Origin of the sequence: Xanthomonas sp. fls2-241-TYG-148 (genome assembly GCF_030208815.1) — a bacterium.
Taxonomy (GTDB): Bacteria; Pseudomonadota; Gammaproteobacteria; order Xanthomonadales; family Xanthomonadaceae; genus Xanthomonas; species Xanthomonas campestris.
On record NZ_JARVTE010000019.1, the window covers coordinates 1 to 24,296 of the forward strand.

21 protein-coding genes and 3 other RNA genes are annotated in these 24,296 nt (G+C 64.4%); 12 read left to right on the top strand and 12 right to left on the bottom strand.

Annotation, left to right across the window (positions count from 1 at the left end; all coding sequences use genetic code 11):
• Positions 1-117 precede the first annotated feature (117 nt).
• Positions 118-426, bottom strand: coding sequence for a hypothetical protein (locus QRM60_RS17680; protein ID WP_285446746.1), 309 nt, complete (start codon positions 424-426; stop codon positions 118-120).
• A gap of 353 nt (positions 427-779) precedes the next feature.
• Here QRM60_RS17680 and QRM60_RS17685 point away from each other — a divergent pair, with 353 nt between their 5' ends.
• Positions 780-2,888, top strand: a complete 2,109-nt coding sequence (locus QRM60_RS17685) for a methyl-accepting chemotaxis protein (protein ID WP_285446747.1) — start codon at positions 780-782, stop codon at positions 2,886-2,888.
• Positions 2,889-3,134: 246 nt separating this feature from the next.
• Here the strand turns inward: QRM60_RS17685 and QRM60_RS17690 are convergent, their stop codons facing one another.
• Positions 3,135-5,183, bottom strand: a complete 2,049-nt coding sequence (locus QRM60_RS17690) for a TonB-dependent receptor (RefSeq protein ID WP_285446748.1) — start codon at positions 5,181-5,183, stop codon at positions 3,135-3,137.
• Between the two features lie 293 nt (positions 5,184-5,476).
• On the opposite strand from QRM60_RS17690, the gene QRM60_RS17695 reads away from it, so the two are divergent.
• The 5 genes from QRM60_RS17695 to QRM60_RS17715 all read left to right on the top strand — a co-directional run bounded on the left by QRM60_RS17695 (position 5,477) and on the right by QRM60_RS17715 (position 9,254).
• Complete coding sequence (locus QRM60_RS17695) at positions 5,477-5,902, top strand: YqaA family protein (protein ID WP_285446749.1); 426 nt, start codon at positions 5,477-5,479, stop codon at positions 5,900-5,902.
• Between the two features lie 131 nt (positions 5,903-6,033).
• Positions 6,034-6,309 carry a hypothetical protein gene (locus QRM60_RS17700; protein WP_228422935.1) on the top strand — a complete coding sequence of 92 codons (276 nt, stop codon included), beginning with the start codon at positions 6,034-6,036 and terminating at the stop codon, positions 6,307-6,309.
• Positions 6,310-6,507: 198 nt separating this feature from the next.
• Complete coding sequence (locus QRM60_RS17705) at positions 6,508-7,650, top strand: SPFH domain-containing protein (RefSeq protein ID WP_228436233.1); 1,143 nt, start codon at positions 6,508-6,510, stop codon at positions 7,648-7,650.
• Positions 7,651-7,665: 15 nt separating this feature from the next.
• Positions 7,666-9,003 (top strand): TFIIB-type zinc ribbon-containing protein, encoded by a 1,338-nt coding sequence (locus QRM60_RS17710; RefSeq protein ID WP_285446750.1) that lies wholly within the window; start codon positions 7,666-7,668, stop codon positions 9,001-9,003.
• Positions 9,000-9,254: a hypothetical protein gene (locus QRM60_RS17715; protein WP_228436235.1), complete on the top strand. Its 255-nt coding sequence runs from the start codon at positions 9,000-9,002 to the stop codon at positions 9,252-9,254. Before QRM60_RS17710 ends, QRM60_RS17715 begins: the two co-directional genes overlap by 4 nt.
• A 108-nt stretch (positions 9,255-9,362) precedes the next feature.
• On the opposite strand, the gene QRM60_RS17720 is transcribed toward QRM60_RS17715, so the two are convergent.
• Positions 9,363-9,437, bottom strand: a non-coding RNA gene (locus QRM60_RS17720) — sX9 sRNA.
• Positions 9,438-9,498: 61 nt separating this feature from the next.
• Positions 9,499-9,915, bottom strand: a complete 417-nt coding sequence (locus tag QRM60_RS17725) for a helix-turn-helix domain-containing protein (protein ID WP_285446751.1) — start codon at positions 9,913-9,915, stop codon at positions 9,499-9,501.
• A gap of 245 nt (positions 9,916-10,160) precedes the next feature.
• Here QRM60_RS17725 and QRM60_RS17730 point away from each other — a divergent pair, with 245 nt between their 5' ends.
• The gene (locus tag QRM60_RS17730) at positions 10,161-11,366 is read left to right on the top strand and encodes an MFS transporter (RefSeq protein ID WP_285446752.1); all 1,206 of its coding nucleotides are present in this window, start codon (positions 10,161-10,163) and stop codon (positions 11,364-11,366) included.
• Between the two features lie 56 nt (positions 11,367-11,422).
• Here the strand turns inward: QRM60_RS17730 and QRM60_RS17735 are convergent, their stop codons facing one another.
• The 4 genes from QRM60_RS17735 to QRM60_RS17750 all read right to left on the bottom strand — a co-directional run bounded on the left by QRM60_RS17735 (position 11,423) and on the right by QRM60_RS17750 (position 13,665).
• The gene (locus QRM60_RS17735) at positions 11,423-12,001 is read right to left on the bottom strand and encodes a copper chaperone PCu(A)C (RefSeq protein ID WP_285446753.1); all 579 of its coding nucleotides are present in this window, start codon (positions 11,999-12,001) and stop codon (positions 11,423-11,425) included.
• A 97-nt stretch (positions 12,002-12,098) separates the two neighbouring features.
• A non-coding RNA gene (locus QRM60_RS17740) (sX9 sRNA) lies at positions 12,099-12,173 on the bottom strand.
• 61 nt (positions 12,174-12,234) lie between these two features.
• On the bottom strand, positions 12,235-12,891 hold the full coding sequence (locus QRM60_RS17745) for an SCO family protein (protein ID WP_285446754.1): 657 nt from the start codon (positions 12,889-12,891) through the stop codon (positions 12,235-12,237).
• A gap of 342 nt (positions 12,892-13,233) precedes the next feature.
• On the bottom strand, positions 13,234-13,665 hold the full coding sequence (locus QRM60_RS17750) for a DUF2946 family protein (RefSeq protein ID WP_285446755.1): 432 nt from the start codon (positions 13,663-13,665) through the stop codon (positions 13,234-13,236).
• 315 nt (positions 13,666-13,980) lie between these two features.
• Here QRM60_RS17750 and QRM60_RS17755 point away from each other — a divergent pair, with 315 nt between their 5' ends.
• Both QRM60_RS17755 and QRM60_RS17760 read left to right on the top strand, forming a co-directional pair.
• Positions 13,981-14,856 (top strand): NmrA family NAD(P)-binding protein, encoded by an 876-nt coding sequence (locus QRM60_RS17755; protein WP_285446756.1) that lies wholly within the window; start codon positions 13,981-13,983, stop codon positions 14,854-14,856.
• 203 nt (positions 14,857-15,059) lie between these two features.
• The gene (locus QRM60_RS17760; RefSeq protein WP_285446757.1) at positions 15,060-17,150 is read left to right on the top strand and encodes a M13 family metallopeptidase; all 2,091 of its coding nucleotides are present in this window, start codon (positions 15,060-15,062) and stop codon (positions 17,148-17,150) included.
• 107 nt (positions 17,151-17,257) lie between these two features.
• On the opposite strand, the gene QRM60_RS17765 is transcribed toward QRM60_RS17760, so the two are convergent.
• Positions 17,258-17,941, bottom strand: a complete 684-nt coding sequence (locus QRM60_RS17765) for a thermonuclease family protein (protein ID WP_285446758.1) — start codon at positions 17,939-17,941, stop codon at positions 17,258-17,260.
• A gap of 249 nt (positions 17,942-18,190) precedes the next feature.
• On the opposite strand from QRM60_RS17765, the gene QRM60_RS17770 reads away from it, so the two are divergent.
• A non-coding RNA gene (locus QRM60_RS17770) (sX9 sRNA) lies at positions 18,191-18,265 on the top strand.
• 66 nt (positions 18,266-18,331) lie between these two features.
• On the opposite strand, the gene QRM60_RS17775 is transcribed toward QRM60_RS17770, so the two are convergent.
• From QRM60_RS17775 to QRM60_RS17785, 3 genes are all read right to left on the bottom strand, one after another.
• Positions 18,332-19,369: a Gfo/Idh/MocA family oxidoreductase gene (locus tag QRM60_RS17775; protein WP_285446759.1), complete on the bottom strand. Its 1,038-nt coding sequence runs from the start codon at positions 19,367-19,369 to the stop codon at positions 18,332-18,334.
• Between the two features lie 214 nt (positions 19,370-19,583).
• Positions 19,584-20,894, bottom strand: a complete 1,311-nt coding sequence (locus QRM60_RS17780; RefSeq protein ID WP_116903026.1) for a sorbosone dehydrogenase family protein — start codon at positions 20,892-20,894, stop codon at positions 19,584-19,586.
• Positions 20,891-21,307 (bottom strand): DUF2231 domain-containing protein, encoded by a 417-nt coding sequence (locus tag QRM60_RS17785; protein WP_115004771.1) that lies wholly within the window; start codon positions 21,305-21,307, stop codon positions 20,891-20,893. Before QRM60_RS17785 ends, QRM60_RS17780 begins: the two co-directional genes overlap by 4 nt.
• A gap of 664 nt (positions 21,308-21,971) precedes the next feature.
• On the opposite strand from QRM60_RS17785, the gene QRM60_RS17790 reads away from it, so the two are divergent.
• Together QRM60_RS17790 and QRM60_RS17795 are read left to right on the top strand one after the other, a co-directional pair.
• Complete coding sequence (locus QRM60_RS17790; RefSeq protein WP_115555932.1) at positions 21,972-23,243, top strand: GAF domain-containing sensor histidine kinase; 1,272 nt, start codon at positions 21,972-21,974, stop codon at positions 23,241-23,243.
• A gap of 135 nt (positions 23,244-23,378) precedes the next feature.
• Positions 23,379-24,152, top strand: a complete 774-nt coding sequence (locus tag QRM60_RS17795) for a DUF4440 domain-containing protein (RefSeq protein ID WP_115555933.1) — start codon at positions 23,379-23,381, stop codon at positions 24,150-24,152.
• Positions 24,153-24,296 lie beyond the last annotated feature (144 nt).

Here is a 24,296-nt window from a genome sequence, read left to right on the forward strand (position 1 = left end):
TTGGCGCATCCGCATAGTCTGCACTGATCAGGAAAGATCGTGAACAGGTTCTTAGGCGGGTATCAGGCGAACGAAGCGCTGCGTGGCGCTCCATTGCCAGTCACATGCGGTTTGCGATCAACGCGCCGAGTCTTTAAGTCCTTGCGCGTGCGCAAGCGCACCGGTGGACGCCAGCAACCGCGGCAATTCCTCGCGAAACGCTTCCGCCCTGCCCGGCAGCGCCCAGCCGCTGAAGGAGGCGCCATCAAACATCACGTGATCGCGCAGCAGCGGTACATCGCGCCCCTGCAAGAGAAAATTGAAGCAGGCTTGCCAACGTGGGCCCGGCGCTGCCGAGAGGTGGACGGTGACTTCCTGGCCTGCGTCGGCAGGTCCCATCGGGCCGATACTGACCGTGCGTGCTGTGATCTGGTTCCCACTGTTCATCCCGCCATCATCACAATTGCTGCGTCGCGGCGCCGTGAGCCACGCCCCGGGCCACTGAGGCCTATCCGGTGGCCTGGCGCTGAGCTACGTCGCACGCTTCAGCGCAGTGATGCTGCTGGCTGGTGCGTATCGCACCGCCGCCGACAGCCGGGAGTCTGTCGCAGCAGGCTCGCCCGGCCGCTGCCAAAGCAAACGAGAACTAAACGCGATTAGGCGGCGGGTTCAGCCAAGGCCCCCATCGCCGCTAACGGACTGGTCGAGTTCGCTAACCCGGTGCGCCCCGTCGGGCGGACAGCGATCGTGTTCCGCCTCCCGTGCATGGCATGGGCCCTCCCCCGCATCCGATCGAACCTATGTCCTTCTTCTCAAACCTGCGGATCGGCCAGCGCCTCGCGCTCGGCTTTCTGGCGTTGATCGTCCTGATGGTGATGCTCACGGTGGTGGGCATCCAGCGCGTACGCGCGATTGACCAACGGCTGACGCAAATCAATGACGTCAACAGCGTCAAGCAACGCTACGCGATCAACTTCCGCGGCAGTGTTCACGACCGTGCCATCGCCCTGCGCGACGTGGTGCTGATGGACACCACCGCAGACCGTCAGGCTGCCGAGCACGCCATCGATAAGCTCGCCGCCGACTACGCCCGCTCGGCGCAGCCGCTGGACGCATTGCTGGCCACCTCGTCGGACCAGAAAGAGAAGGACATCCTGCGGTCGATCAAGGCGATCGAGCAGCGCTCCATGCCGCTGATCGCCCAGGTACGCTTGCTGCGCGATGCGGGCGACCGCCTGCATGCGGAAGAAGACCTGTTGAAGCAGGCGCGCCCGGCCTTCATCGACTGGCTTGCCAGCATCAATGCCTTCATCGACCTGCAGGAAGCCAAGAACCGTGAGGCGGCCGAAGAAGCCGTTGCCACGGCGCGCGGCTTTGCCATGCTCATGGTGGTGTCGACCATCATTGCCCTGCTGCTGGGCGCGGCCATTGCCTTGCTGCTGACGCGCAGCGTGGTGCTGCCACTGCGTCAGGCGCTTGGGCTGGCCGAGCGCATCAGCGCGGGCGATCTGAGCAGCCGCGATGTGGCGGCAGGCGCGGACGAATCTGGCCAGTTGCTGCGTGCGATGCAACAGATGCAGGCGCGCCTGCAGGCCGTGATTTCCGCCCAGCGCGAAATGGCCGCGCGCCACGACGCGGGCGCGATCAGTTATCGCACCGATGCGGAGCGGTTTCCCGGCGACTACGGGCACATGGTGCAGGACACCAATGCGCTGGTCGATGCGCATGTGCGCACGCAGCTGCGCATGACCGAAGTCATGGGGCGCTATGCGGTTGGTGATCTTGCGCAAGACATCGAGCAGTATCCCGGCGAGAAGGCTGCCATCACCGCCACGATGTCGCAGGCCAAGCAGAACCTGCATGCGATCAATGTGCAGATCCAGGAACTCACCGAGGCCGCTTGTGCGGGCAACTTCAGCCGCCGCGGCCAAGCTGACCGATTCGAGCATGCATTTGCGCGCATGGTGGACAACCTCAACACCATGATGTCCACCTCCGATACCACGCTGTCCAGGTTCTCGGCATTGCTGCGCGCCATTGCCCAGGGTGACCTGACGGTTCGCATGCACGGCAACTTCCAGGGCGTGTTCGCCCTGATGCGCGACGATGCCAACAGCACCGTGGCGCGGCTCACCGAAATCGTTGCCGGCATCCAGGAGAGTTCCAACAACATCGGTTTCGCCGCCGAGGACATCACCGCCGGCAATCAGGCGCTGGCCAGCCGCAGCGCGCAGCAGGCCGCCAACCTCGAAGAGACCGCAGCGTCGATGGAAGAGCTGACTTCTACCGTCAAACAGAACGCCGACAACGCCCGCCGTGCCAATGCGCTTGCGCTGGGCGCGGCCACCGTGGCGTCGGAAGGCCGCGATGTGGTCAGCCAGGTGGTGGAGACGATGTCGGGCATTGAAGTCTCATCCAGGCGGATCGCAGACATCGTGTCTGTCATCGATGGGATTGCGTTCCAGACCAACATCCTGGCCTTGAATGCTGCCGTGGAAGCCGCACGTGCCGGCGAGCAAGGCCGTGGTTTTGCGGTGGTGGCATCGGAGGTGCGCACGCTCTCGCACCGGTCGTCGGATGCAGCGAAGGAAATCAAGACCCTGATCGCGCATTCGGTCCAGCAAGTGGCGGACGGTGCGGTGCTGGTGCACAAGGCAGGCGCCACGATGGGCGGCATCGTGGATAGCGTGCAGCATGTCACCGACATCATGGGCCAGATCGCCGCAGCGTCGCAGGAACAGGCCAGCGGCATCGAGCAGGTGAACCAGACCATCACCCAGATGGACGAGACCACGCAGCAGAACGTCGCCCTGGTGAAAGCCGCCAACGCTGCCGCGCGTTCGCTGGAGCAGCAGTCCGCGCAGCTGGTGCAGGCGGTTGACGTGTTCAAGGTTGCCGCGCTGCACTGAGGCCACCTGCGCTGGTTGCCGCCGTCTGTCTCAGCGGTGGGCGGCGCCGGCACGGCGCATCAGATAACCAACCCGCATCAGGTTGAGACCATGCGTTTAATAAAAGCGCTTGGTGATTACTGCATCAGCCGAAGAAGTTGAGAGAGTGATCCCCGCGCCGAACCGCACAGCTGCACGAGCAGTCTGTGCGCCGCAGCTCCATCGATCGCCTTGGCGTGACGGTGCTCGGCACCGCCAACGCGCCGATCACAGCTTGACGTTGAACGACAGGAACGCGGTGCGCCCCGGTGCGGGTGAGAACATCGGTTGATCGTTGCCGCCCCAGAAGAAGTTGTCGTACCAGGTGTAGGCATACTCGCGGCCGAACAGGTTCCTCACCTGCAGATCGAGGCTGATCCGTTCGGACAGCTGGTAGCGTGCGCTCATGTCCACCAACGCAAAGCCGCCGAACTTGCCTTGTGTGTTGCGCTCTTCGATGTAGTAATCGCCCTGCATCCGGCCTTGCACGCCGAAGGTCCACTGCGCGTTCGGGCGGTAGTCCGCGCCGATGTTGCTGATGTAACGCGGCGTGGCGATGACTTCATTGCCGGCCAGCGCATCGCCGGCAATGGTGAAGGCGCTGATGACCTTGGCCTCTTGATACGCATGCGATGCCCACAGCACCCAGTGCTCGCCCAGGTGCGAGGACACCTGCAGGTCGACGCCCCGCCGGCGGGTTTCGCCCAAGCCCACCGTGGTGCCTGTGGCCGGCATGTTGGCCACTTCGTCGGTCGCATCCTGTTGCCAGACGGCCAGCCGCGCCTCGGTGCCGGCGGCGGGGGCGAACTTGATGCCCACTTCCTGCCCGGTGTTGATCGATGGGCGAAACGTCTCCTGGCCGGCGGTGAGATACCCAGGCGCGGTCGAGCCGGTGAGCACCTGGAAGGTCTTGCCCCAGTTGGCATAGACATGCAGGCCCGGGTTGAACGAATACACCACGCTGAGCTTGGGTTGCTCGATCCATCCGGTGTGCTGCAACGGTGCTGTCACGCCACCGGGAAGGCGTGTGTCGCCGCTGAAGCGGTCCACACGGAACGCCGGCACGATCTTCAGCGCCGCGGTGGGCGTCAGCACGGCCTGCACGTAGGCGCCGACGTTCTCCAGCGTGTAGCGGTCGTCGTTCTGCACACGTGCCGGTGGGGCGTTGAAGTCGGTCGGCACGCTGTAGGCGAAGCGCAGGCGGCGGTAGCCATTGTCTTGGTGCTCGACATTCGCCCCACCCTCCAGGGTCAGCAGCTCGCTCTGCCGCCAGGTGATGGTGCTCAGCATGCCGGTCTGCTTTTCGTCCCATTCGCGTTGTTGCCGCGGGGCATTGCCGATTGGAAAACTGGTGAATGTCACGCGCCGGGTTTCTTCGTAGCTGTTGTAGTACAGCTTGTTGTTGAAGTGCAGGGTGTCGCTGAGCCGCAGGTCCAGATGCACGCCGAGATGGCGCATGTCGCGGTCCGCACCATCGTTGGCGTTCTTGGCTGCCGAGGCGGTGCGGTCGGTGGCCAGTTCTTCGGCGGTCATGAACCCGGGTTCGTCGGCTTCATGGTGATACACGCGCGCGACCAGGCCGAGCTTTGCGGTATCCGCGTCGCTGCCGACAAACCATTTGCCGCCCAGCGAATACTTCTGCGAGGTGTCGTGGTCGCGGTAGCCATTGGAGTCCTGCACGCCGACGAAGTAGTTCTGTGCGAACCCGTCTGCCTCACGGCCGACGGCCAGCTGCGCTTCGCGGGTGTCGAAGCTGCCATAGGTCAGCCGGCCGTCGGTGTAGTTGCCACCCTGGCGGGTGCCGAAATTGATGTTGCCGCCAATGTTGTGCAGCCCGTAACGCGGATCGTTGGTGCCGCGCACCACTTCGATGTAGTCGATCTCCAGCGGGAACACCATGTCGATGAAGCGCTGATTGCCGCTGTTGACGTTGCTGGGCAAGCCGTCGATCAGGATCTTGATGCCGTTGATGTAGCCCTCACCGTTGAAGGCGCGGAACGTAGCCTTGCCGGATTCCGTGCCCTGGCGTGTTTCGGTCAGCTGGATGCCCGGCATTTGCCCGAGCAGCTCCCAGCTGTTCATGACGTTCTTGTTTTCGACCTGGTCGCCGCCCAGCACATCCACCGAGGTCAGGACCCGATTGGCGGCGAGCTGGCCGCGCCCGCCCTGCCGCACATCCACACTGCCCATCGTGACCGCCGAGTCGTCTGACTCGGCGCGCGCATCGTTTGCAAACGCCGCTGCCAGCATGGCGGGCACCAACACCTTGATTCTCATCTACGTTCGACCTTCGCCCTGCGCACCGTTGCTGTATCGATATATTATAACGTAATTGGATTGGCGCCCAGGCACGCGCGACGCAAGCATCGCGGCGCATGACCGAAGTGCGCCGCACACTTGCCACTCAGGTGCGTTGCCACTCGCGTATCGCCCTGCATCTGCAGAACCCGGATCAGCCGCCTACGCGTGCGCAGGTGCTACGCCTTGCCGTGTGCACTGGCCTCCCCTGCACGGCTTGCTAGCATCCACACCCCAGCACCACCTCCGTAACCCGCCCTTCCCCACGCGTCATGACCTATCTCTCGCTCTTTGCACTGGCGCTGATTGCAGCCACCTTGCTGCCGGCACAGTCCGAGGCGGCGTTGGTGGCGTTGCTGCTGGACGGCGGTTCGGTGTGGGGCCTGGTCGCCGCTGCAAGCACCGGCAACGTGCTCGGCTCGTTGATCAACTGGTGGATCGGGCGCGAGGTCACGCGCTTTCAGGGCCGGCGCTGGTTTCCCATCAAGCCGTCTGCCTTGCTGCGTGCACAAGCCTGGTACGGCAGGTACGGCAAGTGGTCGCTGCTATTGAGCTGGATGCCGATCATCGGCGACCCGCTGACGCTTGCCGCCGGTGTCATGCGCGAACGCCTGAGTGTGTTTCTGATGCTGGTCACTGTGGCCAAGACCACGCGCTATGCGGTGTTGGCCTGGGCCACGGTGGGGCTCTCACGCTGACGCGTATTGCCCGTGCGCGCGTAACCGCCAAGCCGGCCCATCCGCACAACCTCTTCACCCTGCCGCCTTATGCTGGCGCGGCGTTGGACAAGCGGTGCAACGCATTCACGGACACTGCATCAGGAGACGTTATGCACAAGCTGCACATGCTGGTATTGGCTGGGGCAATGCTGGGCCTGAGCGCGCACGCATCGGCCGAGGTTGTGAACCTGACCAACAGCGCCGACGGCGCCAATCGCGACGCCGGTATTACCGCGGTAAAGCAAAAACTGCAGGACGCATGCAAGGGACGCAAAGGCACGCCTGACATGGCGTCGTTCGAGGTGGTCTTCGAAAAGACCAGCACCAACCCTGACGTTCCAAAGCCGTATTACGTGGATGGAAAACTCAAATGCGACGTGCCCTGAGCATGTCGCGCTGACCTGCCGGCGCAAGCCTGGCACTGCCAACGAAAGCCCCGCTACGACGGGGTTTTTTCGTTTGGCGCTCGCGCAATGTCACGACCGCTGCATCGCCGCCTGATCGGCCGGGCGCCCTGCCCGCTGCTGATATAGTGCCGCGATCACGCGGGGCGCCGTGCCTGCCGCGCATTACAGGGAGTTGTCATGGGTCTTGTGCAGGCGGTTGCAGGTGCAGTGGGTGGCGTTCTTGCCGACCAGTGGAAAGATTTCTACACCGTGCCGGCGGGCCTGCCTGCAACGGCTGCCGTGTTTGCCGGGGTGCCGCGCGGCAGTAATGCCGGACGCGGCGCCAACACCGGCGCATCTTCCAACGTCATCAGCAATGGTTCCAAGATCGTGGTCCCGGAGGGGTATGGGCTGCTTCTGATGCAGGACGGCGCCGTCACGGCGTTTGTCGCCGAAGCCGGCGGTTACGAGTGGCGCTCGGACGATGTCAACGCGCAATCGCTGTTTGCCGGCGACGGCCTGGTGTCGCCGTTGATCCGGCAGAGCTGGGAGCGGTTCAAGTTCGGTGGCCAGCCTGGGACGCAGCAGGCCGCCTTCTTTGTGGCGCTGAAGGAGCTGCCCGACAACCGGTTCGGCACGCAATCGGAGATCTACTGGGACGACGGCTTCCTGGGCACGCAGGTCGGCGCGGTGACGCGCGGCTCATACACGCTGAAGATCGTCGACCCGATCCTGTTCGTGAAGAACTTCGTGCCGGCCAGCTATTTGCAGCCCGGCCAGGTGTTCGACTTCACCGACCTGGACAATGCGGCCGCCGGCCAGTTGTTCAACGAAGTGGTGAGCGCGCTTGCGCCGGCCTTCAGCCTGTACACCAACGACACCGCCAAGGGCAATCGCATCACCCGGCTGCAGCAGGATGCGCTCGGCTTTGCCAAGAGCCTCTCCGCTGCGGTGGAACAGGCGTATCAATGGCAGTCCGATCGCGGCCTGGCCATCGTCAAGACGGCCATCGTGTCGATCGAATACGACGCCAACACGCGCGAGCTGCTCAAGACCGTGCAGCGTGCCGATGCGCTCAGCGGCGCGCGCGGCAATGCCAACCTGCAGGCGAGTGCTGCGCAGGGCCTGCAATCTGCCGGTGAACACGGCGGCGCGGCCGGGCTGGTTGGCGTTGGCATGGCGACCGGCATGCTGGGCGGTATAAGCACTCTGCAGCAGCCCGCCGCACCCGCAGTGCAAGACCCGGTGGTGATGCTGAAAAAGGCCAAGGAAATGCTGGACCTCGGGCTGATCACACAGAGCGATTACGACGCCGCCAAGGCCAAGGCGCTGGGCTTGTAAGTCGCAGGCCCGCCCATGTCCAGCTCCAGCATTCCGCCGCCGCTGCCACCATTGCAGCCACCGCCGCTGCCGCCTGCAGCGCACGGCCCAGTGTCGCCGCAGGGCGTGCCGCCGTTACCGGGGCAGATGGCCATCGACCCGGCCACCCTGCCCGCGCCGATCCGCGCCGAACTGCAGGCGCCCGACCCGCTCGGCATCGACACCGCCGCGGCCGAATTAAAGGATGGCCTCAACCGGTGCCCCAAATGTGGCGCCACCGATATCCGCCCCAAGCTCGGCACTGACCTGCTGGTGTGCCAGTACTGCCGGCACACCTGGGATGGCACGCGGGTCGAGGAAGCGTATGGATTCGGCGCCGGCCTGGCCGAGTTGCGCGGGACGGTCATCGCCTCGGGTGCGCGCAACATCCAGGCCGATGCCGACAACCTGATGAGCTTCAAATGCAGCGGCTGCGGCGCGGAAGTCACCATCAATACCGATAGCGCGATGACCGCGCGATGCCACTGGTGCCGGCACGTGTTCGGCGTCAACGAACAGGTGGCCAATGGCGCGGTGCCCGATGCCGTGCTGCCCTTTCATATCGACAAGCAGGACGCGGTGGCGCGCATCCGCCAGTTCGTCGGCAAGCGCCGCCTGTTTGCACTGAAGGCTTTCAAGCAACAGTTCACCCCGGAGAACGTGGTGGGCGTCTATCTGCCTTACATGATCGTCGATGGCAACGTGAGCGCCAGCGTGGCCGGCGTCGGAGAAATCACCACGCGCACGTACACCCAGGGCACCGAGAAGAACAAGAAGACCTATTACGACGCCGACATCTATGCGGTGAAACGGCAGGTGGAATTCACCGTGGACGATCTGCCACTGGAATCGTCTTCCGAGCGTGGCAATCTCGATAGCCGGGTCACGACCAACAACATCATCAACACCATCCTGCCATTCGACACCAAAAATGCGGTGCAGTGGAACGCGTCGTATCTGGCTGGCTTCAGTTCGGAGCGGCGCGACAGCAATATCGAGCAGCTACGGCCACGGCTGGAAGACCAGTTGCTGTCGATCGCGCGCGCACAGGTGGAACGCTCGGTCAGCCGCTACGACCGCGGTGTGCGCTGGGAGCGGGAACAGCTCGAAGTGCACGGCACACGCTGGGTGTCGATGTACCTGCCGGTCTGGCTGTATTCCTATCATCAGCCTGGCCGCAACGGCGGTCTGCTGCACTACATCGCAGTGAATGGCCGCACCGGGGAAACCATGGGCAGCGTGCCGGTGCAGCAATGGAAACTGCTGCTTGCCGCGCTGGTCACCGGTACCGTAATCGAAGCGGCCGCACTGTGGTTTTTGGCGGTGATCGCATGAGCGACAATGTAGGGCTGCTGGTGTTGCTGACCGGGCCGATCGGTGCAAGCACGCTGTACTGGGTCTTGTATCAGTACTACCGCAACACCGGGCAATCACATGCCTTCGAGCGCGAGACGCTGGTCGAGGCCAAACCGGTGACGTGTTCGGACACCAGGATCGACACCATCACCGGAACGCAGCGCAAGCAGATCGATGGCGACAATGTGGCGGCGTATCGCACGCGTGTGCGGCGCGATACGCCGCAATAACGCCTTGACGTGGAATGCCGCATGTACCAGCCGGCCCCGAGCTTGAATGCGTTATGGCGCCGTGCGGTCGGCCGGGACTGTGCGCAGTGCGCACACGGCGCTTAGAGTGGCTAACAAAACGTAGCGAGCAATCGCCAGTTGGGTGCAGACGGCGCGGAGGAACCGGAGTGTACGGGGGTAAATTCCGATTTAGAGCACCGGCCGCGCCCGCCTGGCGGCTGCGCAGTCGTTTTGATGGAGGCTCTTAGTCCTGCTCCGGGTCAGAGGCTTTGCTCAGCGGGCAACCGCCGGCGATCTCACGCAGGGTGAGCGCAACACCAGCCTGCGGTGGTTCTGCCGGGGTCTCGGGCGGTGGCAGCGATTCGCCCCAGACGCGCATGGCTTCGAAGACCGCACGCAGCTCCTCTCCCCGTGGCGTCAGGGCGTAGACCACACGCGGTGGCGTCTCCGCGTAAGCGGTGCGGACCACCAGGCCGGCCGTTTCGAATTGCCGTAAGCGATGGGTCAGCGTATGTGCGCTGATGCCGAACAAGGCACTCCTGAGTTCGGTGAACCTGCGCGGCCCGGCGAGCAGTTCGCGCACGATCAACGACGCCCACGGCCCCTCCAGCAACAGCAGCAACCGCGCAACCCCGCAGCAGGGTTCTTTTGCAGTGCTCATGCGCGCCGTCCATCGGTGCAGTTGACTGGAGCAAGGGCGCTCGCCCATGGTGCAGCGGCAGCAGGTGTGCCCTGCCCGCTCGCAGCTCCCGCGTTGCGCGCACGCTGCAGCAGGTGCACGGTGTAGATGGTGCTGCACCGCGTGCCTGCACGGCTGGCGATGTTGTGTTGTTCCGGATATCCACGCGCACCGCGCCGGCCGCACTGACAGCCGGCAGCACGCGCCCACGCACGAGGCCTTGCACGATGCGCGCAACCCAGGACCATTCCCCCGGATCGAAGCACGCACTGGTGATGATCATCCTGGCGCAATTGCTGGGCACCTCGTTGTGGTTTTCGGTCAATAGCGCGGCCGAGGATCTGATGCGGCAATGGGCTAGTGGCCCGGCCAGCATCGGTGTGCTCACCATCGCCACGCAGCTCGGTTTCATTATCGGCACCTTGAGCTTTGCGTTGAGCGGGCTGGCCGACCGCTTTGCGGCCCACCGGATCTTTGCCACCTGCGCGATCGCCGGCGCTGCTTGCAACCTGGGCTTTGCGGTGTTCGCCGATGGGGTGGCGAGTGGTCTGGTGTGGCGCTTCCTGGTGGGGCTCAGCCTTGCAGGCATCTACCCCATCGGCATGAAGCTGGTGGTGCGCTGGGCGCCCCAGCACGCTGGCAAGGCACTGGCATGGCTGGTCGGCATGCTGACCCTGGGCACCGCGCTGCCGCAAGGCATCAAGGCACTGGGCGCCGCGCTGCCCTGGCAGATGCCGATCCTGGTGGCCTCCGGCCTGGCCTGCATTGCCGCATGCATGATCCTGCGGCTGGGGCCCGGCGCGCAACGCCCAGGCGGTGCGCCAACCAGGCTGGCGGTGGGTGCGGTCTGGCAGGCGTTTGCGGTCAAGGATTTCCGCGCGGCCACGCTGGGGTATTTCGGCCACATGTGGGAGCTGTATGCGATGTGGACGCTGACGCCCTTGCTGATCGCGCAGGCGGGGCTTGCGCAGGCGCTCGGGATGCACCCGGCGGCACTGGCGTTCTGCGTCATTGCCGCCGGTGCAGTCGGCTGCGTGGTGGGCGGGCAGCTCAGCAGCCGGCTCGGCAGTGCGCGTGTTGCGGCGGTTGCGTTGCTGCTCTCGGCGCTGTGCTGTGCGGCATTTCCGTTGGTTGGCGCATGGTCGGCCCCAGCCACTGTCGCACTGATGCTGCTCTGGGGCGCTAGCGTTGTGGCCGATTCGCCGCAGTTCTCCGCACTGGCCGCGCGCGCCTGCCCGCCGGGGCTGGTGGGCAGCGCCCTCTCCATGCAGAACGCGATCGGCTTTGCGATCACCGTGGTCGCCATCGGGCTTACCACTCAGCTGGTGGAGACGCTTGGCCTGCAGATTGCCTGGGTGCTGCTGCCAGGCCCATTGCTGGGCCTGGCCGGGCTGTGGCCGCTGTGGCGCACAGCCCGCGCGGGCTCCGGCTAGCACCGCCGGCCGGTACTGCCGATCGCGCCGCAGCACACACAGCAGCCCGGCATCGATCACTGCATGTGTCCGGCATGGTGGTGATCATCGTCCGGCGATGCAGCGCCCATTGCACGCACATCGAACTGCAGCTCCACCCGTGGCGCATGTTCGAAGACAAGGGTCGCCATGACCGGCTTGCCGACTTCGAAAGGCGCATGCGGCCCGATGAACATCAGGTGGGTGCCACCTGGCCCGAGCACGACCGTTTCGCCCGGTGGCAGCGCCAGCCCGTCATCGAGGCGCCGCATCTTCATGACGCCACCGTCCATGCGCATGTCATGCAACTCCACCTGCGCGCTGGCCGGCGACTCCACCGCGACCAGCCGGTCCGGCGTGCTGGATTGATTGCGCAAGGTGACGTAGCCGCCGGCCACCGGCGCACCAGGCGGCGTTGCGCGCGACCAGGCGTTTTCTACCACCACCGATGCAGCGGCGGTGGTAGGGGCCGTTGCCGGGGCTGACGCAGGTGTCGGCGTATCGGTCGTGGCAGCTGGCGTCGCAGTCGACTGTGCAGCATCCGGTGCTTGCGTGGCCTTGCAGGCGGCCAGCGTCAATGCACTGATCGCAACCAGCAGTAATAAACGTGTGCTCATCGGTGTTCTCCGTCTACGTCGTGTGGCGATGCGTGGCGGCGTGTGTGCCGGCACGGGATGGGATGGAGCGGTGTCGCACGCTGGCGCCACTTAGAGCGGCTAACAAAACGTAGCGAGCAGTCGTCAGGTGGGTGCGGACGGCGCGGAGGAACCGGAGTGTACTGGCGTACATGAGGATTCCGAGCACCGGCCGCGCCCGCCTGGCGGCTGCGCAGTAGTTTTGATAGCTGCTCTTACTGCAGTGCCAGCACCTGGCGAATATCGGCGGCAACGGTTTCAACCGTCTGCTCATGGGTGAGGCCAACGCGTAATTTGCCTTCGCGATCGAACACAAAACTGCGGGTGGAATGGTCGATGGTATAGGTCTTGCCCATCGGCACCTTGGCATACACCACTTTCAGATTATCTGCGGCCACCCGGATCTCCCCTTCACTGCCGGTGAGGCCGATGAAGTCAGGATCGAAGGCTTTGACGTAGGTGCGCAACACATTGGGAACATCGCGTTGCGGATCCAGCGTGGCGAAGGCGAATTGCACCTGCGCCGCATCTGCGCCCAATGCGCGCTTCACCTGCGCGGCACGCGCCAAAGTGGTTGGGCAGACATCCGGGCAATTGGTGAAGCCAAAGAACAGCACCAGCACCTTGCCGCGAAAGCTGCGCAATGGCCGTGGAGTGCCTTCAGTATCTTTCAGATAGAAATCCACGCCCCGCCCCATGCTGCTGAGGTCCGTGCCGGTGGGTGAGAACGAGCTCCCCCATTGTCCGCACCCAGCGATGGCACACGCCATGCCCAGCACGATGCACTGCATTCCCAGCCGTTTTAGCTGGCTTACAACACCCCGCATGTGTAACTCCTTTCGTTGTCTGCAGACGGCACTGCCGGCCTGCATGCGCTGACCCTCACGGTAAGCGCGTGGATAGGTTGCCGCATGCGACACACTAGGCGGCATCCGGTTCGATCGCGTTGTCGGATTCGCATGCTTTGCCTGGGCACCGCGGTTGGTTGGCGCGCGCGCTCGGTGATTGGCGCGGGTTGGCGCTGCGCTGGGACACACGCCTGATATCTGCATCGGTGACCAGCGCCAAGGTTGGGAGCAAGGTCACCAACACAACGCAGGGCGTTGCCGCCGCAGGTGGCGGCAGAGAAATAGACGACATACGAAACGCTCCAAAGCACCTAAAACGCAGCCAGCCGTGGGCAATGCCAGCGCTGACTCACTCACTCAGCGTATTCAAGCCCGCAGCGGTGGCCCACGTGGCGTATGCGCGCGCCATCGCGCCTTGAAGGACTCAGGCGCTACGGTTCCTTCGCCGGGAACGACCGCGCGCAGTAAGGGGAACACCAGCAAGACGACCAACAGCCACGGCAGTAGTCTTGCCGAGAGCACGCAGTAATCGCAGGCCAATGCTCCATGCGCTGCTCCATGATCTTGGTGGTGCATGCTGCCCGGCCAGGCATCCAGTGCTGCACTGTTGATGCTCGCCGGGCTTTCGCCTCCAGCGATCTTGGCAAGCAACAGCGTCGTGCGCATGGCATTGCCAGCCTGATCGGGTTGGCTCTGGCACAGCGGCGCATCCAGAAAACGCTGTGCGCCATTGAGTGTTCGGCTCACCAACGGCGCGCACACCAACAACACCACGGCCAGGCAGGCCAGGTGCTGCATCAATCGGCGCAAAGGGGGAAGTGGCGTGGACACCGGCGAAGTGTAATGAAAAAACTGCGGCCGGGCTGCGACGCATTGTCGCAGCGCCAGCCCAGCTCAGCTCAGTGTCGGCGCGTTGCAGGGTAATGAGGGGGCGCCGTGGACCAGTGCTGCGTTGACAGATGGCAGCACAGCCGCCTGCATAGCTTCGACATGCAGCGCCTCTGCACGATGCGCGAAGCATTCAGCCAGTTTCCATTAGTGCAGTTGAAGTAACCGATGGACGCCTCCCATGCTCCGGCGCCATCCTTCCAACCGCTCACACAGGAGCATGCAATGACCTACATCATCCACGGTGCTACCGGCGCTCAGGGCGCCCCCGTCCTCACACAGCTGCTGACTGCCGGAAAGCATGCCGTTGCAGCAGTGCGTAACCCTGATGCGCATGCAGGCACCGCCGCCATCCGTGTCGACAACACCTCCGTGCAGTCGCTTACCGAGGCGTATCGCGGCGCGAAGGGTGTCTTTATCCATTTGCCGGTCGCCACGGAAGAGGCGCGCCTTGCACAGGCGAATGCCATCGTCGCAGCGATCGCTGCGGCCAAGCCGGCACGGGTGGTGATCTCCACCAGCGGCAGCATCGTTGATGCCCCCGGCAGCGCGCTGCAAGCGCCGGCAAGTGCGGCAATCACTGTGCTGATCGAAGGCGTGAAGGCCACTGGCGTCTCCACTGCGGTGGTAGCGCCGCGGCTGTTCCTGGAGAACCTGCTGCTGCCCATGGTGATTGGCGGCGCGCGTGCCGAGGGCCTTCTCGGCTACCCGATTCGTGAGGATTTCGCGGTCTCCTGGAGTTCGCATCTGGATGTTGCCGAGGTAGTTGTGCGGTTGTTCGAGATGCCGGAATTACGCGGTGTGGTTGGCGTGGGTCACCTCCCCGGCCTGCTCGGCCGGGATCTCGCGGCCGGCATGGCAGAGCAGCTGCAGCGCAGTGTGGCTTTCCGCGGCGTATTGCCGGCTGACTTCGGCAACCTTCTCGAGCCGATGCTGGGGCCGGCTGCCGCTGCGGTCACCGGGCTGTATCAGGCCCTCTGGCAGGCACCGGCAAACACCATCGATCCGGCGAGCAGTGCCCAGCACTTGCTTGGGCTGAGTCCGCGCTCGGTGGCACAGTGGTTGCGTGACGTTTCGGCATCGGCTGCAACACCCAACTGACAGAGGCTCGCATGCGGACGCAGCGCCCGTACGTGGCTGCGTTACCGCAGTTGGCAGCATGCCGCGTAGCCCATCATGGGCTCGTAGTGACCCAGCGGACGTGAATCCGAAACCTACGCAATGCTCAACATTCTTCATGCAAGCCCCCGACGTGCAGGGCAAGCCTGTACGTTGCGGCTCCCTCCCCCCCTTGCGATGGCGCCATGACTCTTTCCAGGAACACATTGCTCGCCGTTGCCACCGTGATGGCGCTGAGCGCCTGCAAGCGCGATCCGGCCACAGCGCCAGGCGCAACCGCGGCACCGGCAGCTGCACCTCAGCACGCTCCACAGCGCGCAGCATTTGATCCGCAGGAACTGCAGCCCACCATCAGCGCCTGCCAGGACCTCAACGGCTTCGTCAATTCCAAGTGGCTCGCCAAGACAACCATTCCTCCCGACGAGACGGAAGTCGGCAGCTACCCAACGCTGCAGGACGAAAGCGATGCTGCCCAGCGCGAGATCGTGGAGGCGCTGGGCCGATCGAAACCTGTGGAGGGTTCCGTTGAGCAACTGGTGGGCACGTTCTACGCGTCCGGTATGGACGAAGCCACAATCCAGCGCCTGGGCGATGCACCCATTCGCCCGCGGCTCGCGCAGATTGAAGCGCTGAAAACGCCGCAGGACGTTGCCAATTTCATTGCTGCACGCAATACCCAAGGTGCCGGGCTGGTCTTCAAGTTCGGCGCCTACCCGGATTTCCAGGATGCGTCGAAGGTGATCGCTTATGCCGAAGAGAACGGCATGACGCTGCCATCGAAGGCGTATTACACCGACCCGCGCTACGCCGACATTCGCAAGGCGTATCTGGCTTATATCACTCAGTCCTTCGTCCTGACCGGCGCGACGCCCGAGGCTGCAACAGTGCAGGCCAAGCAGGTCTTGCAGGTTGAAACGGCGCTCGCAGCAGCATCGCTGAGTCCGGTCGAAGCACGCGACCCAAAGACCCAATACCATCTGGTCAGCGTTGTACAGGCCGATGCAGTGACGCCGCATTTCTCGTGGAAGGCGTATCTAGCCGCGCAGGGGTTGAGCACGGACCAGCGTTTCTCGCTCTCGCAGCCGCGCTTCTTTGCAGGCTTCGATCACCTGTTGAAGACGTTGCCTGTCTCGCAGTGGCAGGCCTATCTACGCTTTCGCACGATTGATGATGCGGCGTTCGCCTTGAGCAAGCCGTTTGTCGATAACCGCTTCGCGTTCCGCTACAAGACCATGGACGGGCAGCAGGCGCAGCGGCCGCGCTGGAAGCGCGTGCTGTTTGCGACCAATGAAGCGATCGGCGAGGGTCTTGGCCAGCTGTATGTGGCAAAGATGTTCACCCCCGAAGCCAAGCAGCGCGCAACAGAGCTGATCGAGAACATCCGCCAGGCACTCAAGCTACGGATCCAGCAGGCAGACTGGATGACAGCGGAGACCAAGTCCGCCGCATTGAAGAAGTGGGCAGGATTCGTCGTCAAGGTGGGCTACCCGGATCATTGGCGTAGCTGGTCGGGCTTGCACTTCGAGCGCGACGCCTATTTACGCAATGTGGAGACAGCTGCTGCGTTCAACTATCGCTATGAGCTTGCCAAGGTCGGCAAGCCAGCGGACCGGAACGCGTGGTTCACCACGCCGCAAACCGTCAACGCGTTCTATTTTTCACTGGACAACAGCATCAATTTCCCGGCGGCGGTGTTGCGTCCTCCCTTCTTTGATGTGACCGCGGACGACGCGCTGAATTACGGCGCCATTGGTGCCGTAATGGGCCACGAGGCAACCCACGGCTTCGACGATCAAGGCAGCAAGTTCAATGCGGTTGGCACCAACGTCAACTGGTGGGCACCGGCCGATCTGGCCGCCTTCACTGCGCGCGCCAGCAAGCTGGTCACCCAGTTCAACGCCTACACCCCGCTGCCGAACAAGCCGGACGTGCACGTCAACGGCGAACTGACGCTGGGAGAGAACATTGCCGACCTGGGTGGCATCAATATTGCGTTCGATGCGTTGCAGGCCAATCTGCGGCGGCATCCCGAGCGTGGTGCGGATATCGATGGATTTACGCCGCAACAGCGCTTCTTTCTCGGCTGGGCAAGACTGTGGCGCGGCACCATGCGCGAGGAGAAGCAGCTCAGCTTGCTCAACTCGGATGGTCATGCGCCCTACGCGGTCCGCACGAATGCATCGCCGTCGAATATGCCGCAGTTCGCCACTGCGTTTGGATGCAAGCCGGGCGACGCGATGGTCCGATCGGAACAGGACCGCGTCGTGATCTGGTAAGGCCAGACCCGCGCCTGCGGGAGGACGCAGACACGGATTCGCTGCATTGGCGGGCCCGTGCAGCGCTATGCGCGCCTACCGGTTCTGATCGGCGAATGCGCTGCAGATCAACGCTGCGCCGGGCGCCAGCCCGCATCCAGTGCTTCCCTGACGCTGCAGAACATCCGCTCGCCATGGGCCGGGGCAATGCGTGTCTTTGCGTAGTCGCGCTGTCCGGGCAAATGGAAGATCTTGGCGCCCTTCGCCGAGACATTGCCCTTGATGGTGCAACGGGCATTGATCGGTGCGGACGTGCCTGCCGCTGGCTTGGCAGAAGCATTGCGTTTTGCGCGCCGGTACTCCGATGGGGTCTGGAAGCTGCCGCTCCACAGCTGGCTCGCCTGCTGGCGGGCAATGGCTTCATCAGCGACAAATGCCGTGGCATATTGCCGATACGCCACGGCCCAGCCCGCACGCACCATCCACGCGTTGATCGACTGGCCTTGCACGAAGCACTCGGCCACGATGCGTCCGTAGCGATCGGTATCTTTGGGCTGGCAGCGCACCGTTTGGTCTTGCACGTATGCATCCAGTGCAGCTGCGGCGCGCCGGCCGCACGGCCATGCCTGGCCATTGCGGGCGGTGCATTGCTGCGCGCTCTCCGGCGCGTCGATCCCCCACAAACGAATGCGCTGCTGCGCCACGGTGAGGGTATCGCCATCGGTGACGGTGGCGCGACCGATCAGGTCTGCCGCAAAGGCGGGTGAAACAGTGAGCGCACCAACAACGCACAACCAAGCTCTGAACCACATCAACAACAACATCCTTCTACATCAGGCAGCGCAGGACATCCGTGCGCGCTGGCCTTGGTGCAACGTTGCGGTTGCGTATGACGTCGAGCAATCCATCGGGTTCGACACCAGGGCAGACACCACCGTCTGCCCTGCCTTGGGGCAGGCACTTTAGCGGTTACGGGCAGGGATTGGCAGTTCGGTGTTAAGAGCAGCTATCAAAACGACTGCGCAGCCGCCAGGCGGGCGCGGCCGGTGCTCGGAATCCTCATGTACCCACGTACATTCCGGTTCCTCCGCGCCATCCGCACCCACCTGACGACTGCTCGCTACGTTTTGTTAGCCGCTCTAAATGGCGCGCCCAACCCGGCGGCAACGCGGGCACTGTGCACGCACATCGCTGCTGCGCCCCTAACTGCGCATGCCCAGCTGCGCGCGTGCGGTGTCCAGCGTGGTCATGATCTGCACCACTTCGTCGAGTGGATGCAGCGGCGATTCGGTGCGACCTTCGCCGATGAAGCGCGCGGCAGCGGTCGCTTGCCAGCAGAGCCCGTCATAACCGCTGATGCCGGTCGGGTCCTGCCACAGCGCTGCGGCAGTGGCATCGCTGTTGCCTGCCAGCTGCAGCGTGGTGGGATTGTGGAACGAGGCGCCCAGGTCGACGCGCGCCTCGGTGCCGCTCACGTAAGCCGTGGACGTGCTGCGCCCGACGATCGAGCTGATCAAGGTGGACTGCGCGTGTTGGCCGTGCGAGAGCACCAGTGTGGAGAATGCATCCACGCCGGTGTCAGTTAGTGCGCCGGTTGCGGTGATGGCCGTCGGTGTGCCGAGCAGCATCGACGACAGCTGCACGGTGTACACACCCAGGTCGAGCAAGGCGCCGCCACCCAGCGCCGGATTGCGCTGCCGATGTGCAGGATCGCTGGGCCCCAACTGACTCAGGTCCGCAAAGACGTGGCGCACGCTGCCAAGCGCGCCGCTCTCGGCCTGGGCCTTGAGCACCAGCGCATGCGGCAGGTAACGGCTCCACATCGCCTCCATCAGAAACAACCCACGTGCGCGGGCTTCTTGCACCAGCACGCGTGCGTCTGCCGCGCAGGTGGTGATGGGTTTTTCGATCAGCACATGCTTGCCCGCGCGCAATGCGAGCAAGCCCTGCGCCAGATGTTCGCTGTGAGGCGTGGCGATGTAGACGATGTCGACCTGTGGGTCGTCCACCAGTGCCTGGTAACTGTCGTACGCACGCGGGATGGACCAGGCCTGTGCAAACGCCTCCGCACGTGCCCGCGAGCGCGAGGCGACCGCGAACGGCTGTTGCCGGGTATGGCCGCGCATGGCCTTGACGAAAGCTGTGGCGATGATGCCGGGGCCCAGAATGCCCCAGCGCAGCGATGGCTCGCCCTGGTTGGGAACAAATAGCGCGGGTTCGGGAAATGTCAGCGACGGCATGCATGGCCCTTTCTATGACTGGCGCGATGGTAACAAAGCGCCGTTCCATCATCATGCGTGTGCCTCGTTCGAACGTTGGCCACGACACCTCGCGCCATGCCAGCGCGTTTTTCGAACAGCACGCCTACTCACACACCGACCATGCCAACGCGCATCGGCCGTGTGCCCGCCTCCTTCGAAGCGGGCACACCGACTCAGCGCTGTTGAACGCCGATCAGGGAGCAGCCGGCTTCGCAGCTGGCGTCACACGCCAGATGGTGTTGGCCAGATCGTCGGCCACGATCAGCGCGCCACGCGGATCCACGGTGACGCCGACCGGGCGGCCACGGGTCAGCCCGTCGTCGCCGTAGAAACCGGAGACGAAGTCGATCGGGTCGCCTGCCGGGCGGCCGTCGCGGAACGGCACGAACACCACCTTGTAGCCCGCCGGCGGATCGCGGTTCCAGCTGCCGTGCTCACCAACGAAGACACCGTCTGCGAATTTTTCGCCCATGGCCGCGGACGAGAACGCAACGCCGAGTGCCGCCACATGCGAGCCCAGTGCGTAATCCGGTGCAATGGCGGAGGCCACTTTTTGCGGATCCTGCGGCATCACACGCGTATCCACGTTCTTTCCCCAGTAGCTGTAAGGCCAGCCATAGAAGCCGCCTTCGCGCACGGAGGTCAGATAATCGGGCACCAGATTCGGGCCGATCTCGTCGCGCTCGTTGACCACGGCCCACAGCGCGCCGCTCCCCGGCTGGATCGCCAGCGCGGTGGGGTTGCGCAGGCCGGTGGCATAGGCCTTATGTGCTCCGGTGGCGGCATCCACCTGCCAGATGCGTGCGCGATCGACTTCGGCGGGCATGCCGCGTTCGGTGATGTTGCTGTTGGAGCCGATGGCGACATACAGATAGCGCCCGTCGGCGCTGGCGGTGAGCGCCTTGGTCCAGTGATGGTTGATGGCAGACGGCAGCTCGGTCACCACCGTTGGCGCGCCGCTGGCCTTGGTCTGGCCTTCGCTGTAATCGAAGCGCACCAGGGCGTCCTGGTTTGCCACGTACAAGGCGTTGCCGATCAGCGCCAACCCGTAGGGCGCATTGAGCTTGTCGGCAAACACGGTTTTGAGTTCGTAGGTGCCGTCGCCGTCGGCGTCGCGCAACAACGTCAGCCGGTTGCCGCTCTTTACCGAACTGGTGCCTTTGGCCTTGATCTTGCCGGCAATCACGTCCTTGGGCTTGAGATTGGGCGCACCGCCGCCGCGTCCTTCGGCTACCAGGATGTCGCCATTGGGCAGCACCAGGGTCTGGCGCGGAATGCCCAGGCCGGTCGCAATCGCGGACACGCTGTAGCCAGCCGGTACGGTGGGGCGGCGGTCGTTCCATGCGGCGGGTTTGGCAATCAACATGTCGGGCATCAAGCCACGGTGCGGTGCCGGCAACTCCGGCGCAGCGCCGTGCTGTTTGGCATCCGGTGCCTGGCCGCAGGCGGCCAGTGCAGCGGCCAACGCGGACACGGCCAACACAGCAAATGGACGGCGGCTCATCGTGCACCTCCCGTCCGCAGACTGGCGAAGCCCGCCCAGGTGGCCAGCAGCGCCAACAGCGTAACGATGACCGACAACACCAGTGCCATCGGCATGATCGCCCAGGCGTCGCGCGCATGATGCAACGCGTTCCAGAAACCGATCACCCAGGTGGCCACCAACGCAGCGACATACACCACATGCCGGCTACCGCGCACGAGCCCGACGATGCCGCACAGCAAGGCGATGCTGGTAAACACCATTGCGCCGACCAGCAGCCAGGAGGCGAAGTTGCTCCACTGGATCTGGTAGCTGCTCCAGTACGCGTAGTCGCTCAACAACGCGCCAAGGAACAGCGGCAACACGCCCCCCAGCACGGCTGCATGAAACGGGTGGATGGCCCATGTTCGTGGCGGGACAGCAATCGACTGCATGGCGGGCTCCTCTATAACGGTGTTTGGAATGCGCCGATGCTGCCACTGTGGTGTGCTAAGGCTTGTGATGTTTGGGGATGCAGCGGCGCGCATCGTCGCGTGATCACACGCGTCAGGCGGTTGGTCATGGGTGCACGCGCGTTGCCGGTGCGCGCACGCCACGCGCCAGGCAGTCGTCGTTGATGGATGCCTCCAGGAACAACGGCGCCACCGATGCACAAGTCGGTGCTCGACGTGTTCGTCGTCGGCATCGTCTGGAAGCACCAAGCGCACGCAACCACCATGCGTTGTTGAACAGACTGGGCTGCCGAACCGACTTGCTGATCGAAGTCGCCTGCTGTGCTCCTGCCTCTACCCATTCCCCACTCTCGATTCCCGATTCCCGATTCCCCATCTCAGTGACGAATGCGGTCTGCCGATGCCGGGGATCGTGATCCAGCACCCCACTGTCTGGATCGCTCTGTCCTCTTGATGCGATCAATGCAGTCCAGGCCATCGCAAGGCCCCGGCCGCAGGCCCTGCCGCCTGCCCCGTCCATCTGGCGGCTCCGTTCGTTTGCCTGTCACCGCCCAGCGCGCAGGCAATTGGCACTAAACTGGCGCCACTTTGCGCCGCGCGGACTGATCAGCCTGCTTCTGCGCCCTTCCGGCCCGCGAGACGCACCATGCGCCCTTCCTCCGCTCCATCCGCGCTGAATGCGATCGCCGAGATCGAAAGAATCTCCGCCGTGCCGCAGATCCTGGAAACCGTCGCCCACATCACCGGCTCGCGGTTCACCGCCGTGGCCCGCGTCACCGACACCAGCTGGGTGGCCTGCGCCACCTACGACACGCTGGGGTTTGGCCTGAAGCCCGGCGGCCAGCTGGAACTGGAATCGACCATCTGCCACGAGATCCGGCTGTCGCCCAAGCCGGTCATCTTCAGCCATGCCAGCCAGCATCCGGTGTACGCGCATCACCACACACCCAAGTTGTACGGGCTGGAGAGCTATGTGTCGGTGCCGATTTTCCGGCGCGATGGCGGCTTCTTTGGCACGCTGTGCGCGATCGATTCCGCACCGGCCAACTTCGACGAGGCGCATATCCTGAAGTCGCTGGAGTTGTTCGCCCTGCTTATCGGCAACTCGCTGGAGACTGAAGAAAAACTGCAACGGGCGGCAACGGAGCTGTCTGCGGCCAACGATGCAGGCGAGCTACGCGACCAGTTCATTGCCGTGCTGGGCCACGATCTGCGCAGCCCGCTGCAGTCGATCAGCATGGCCACCGAAATGCTGCAGCTGGAGCCGCAATCGCCACGTGGTGCGTCGTTGCTGGGGCATATCCGCACCAGCCTCACCCGCATCGGCGGGCTGGTGGATGACGTGCTCGACTTCGCGCGTGGGCGCCTGGGTGGCGGCATTCCGGTCACCTTGCGGGCGGAAGATGCGCTGGAGCGTCGTCTGCGGGAGGTGGTGCAGGAAGTCCGCTCCGCCACCGGCCGCACCGACCTGCATGCCGACATCCACATTGGCGGCGAGATCGTCTGCGATGCGCCGCGGTTGTCACAGCTGTTCGCCAACCTGCTCAGTAATGCGGCCGTGCACGGCACGCCCAGCATTCCGGTCACCCTGCGCGCCTGGCGGGCTGCCGGCATGCTGCACCTGAGCGTGCACAACGGCGGCGTGATTGCGCCGGAAAAACGCGCCAAGTTGTTCAGCCCGTTCTCGCGCGACGACGACGACGCGCCGCAACCAGGTCTGGGGCTTGGGCTGTATATCGCGGCGGAAATCGCCAAGGCGCACGCGGGCCGCTTGTCGGTGAGCTCGGACCTGTTGGCCGGCACCACTTTTACCTTCGAGATGCCGGTCGCACCGGCGCAGCCGCAGCACAGCGTGCATGCCGGCGACGAAGACGCGCTGGCCCGCGACGACGCACGCCCGCGCGCGATGCAGGGCTAACACCTGCGTTGTACTGACACGCGCAACGTCATCGCCCACGACCACGCCGATCGGCATGGTGACTTCCGGGCGGCGCGTCGCGTAGGCGCGATGGTCTAACCTCGCTGATCGATGCAGCCGCATCAGGAGTAACGCATGCCGCTGATATCGGTCCGGACCACACTCGCGGCCTTCGTGCTGGTCGCCCTGGCACCTGTCGCCACCGCCGCCACCCAGGATGACGAGGTGGCCGTACGCGCCGCCGATGCCGCTTTCTGGAAGGCCTATAACGCGTGCGACCTGCCCGCCGCCGGCAAGCTGTTGAGCGCGGACGTGGAGTTCTATCACGACAAAACCGGGCTGACCCGGACACGCGACGGGTTGATCGAATCGTTGCGCAAAGGCCCCTGCGCCGATCCCAACATGCGCCTGCGCCGCGAAGCGATCGACACCAGCCTGGCGTTTCACCCGCTCAGCGGCGGCTTTGCACTGTTATCAGGCCAGCACCGCTTTTACGCGCAGCGGGCCGGCGCGCCAGAGTCGCTGGATGGCCAGGCATCCTTCACTACCGTGTGGATCGCCGATGGCGGGCAATGGCGCATGCATCGCGTGCTCAGCTACGCACATGGCCCGGCACCGTACACGCCGCCAGCACGCACCCTCACCGTGCCCGCTGCGACGCTGGCGCGCTACGCCGGCCAGTATCGGTCCGCACGCATCGGCAGCATCGTGGTCGTGGCCGATGGGGACCATCTGCGGCTCACCGCCGGCAGTTTTGTCGCCACCTTGTATCCAGAATCGACCACCCGTTTCTTCGCGATGGAACGCGACCTGCGCTTTGACTTCGAAGCCGACGCAGCCGGCGCAATCGTCGCGCTGGCCGCCTACGAGCACGGCGAGGTCAGCGACCGCGCAGTGCGCGAGCCCTAGCCGCGGCGGTGCAGCCACGCCCGCACAGTGGCAACCCCACCCATTCCACTCATCCTCTACCACGACCATTCGGCCGCCCCGGCGACCGCAGGTCATGGATCGCTTCGAGCTCCATCCCTGCACGTCTAGCCTGGCCCTCATCCA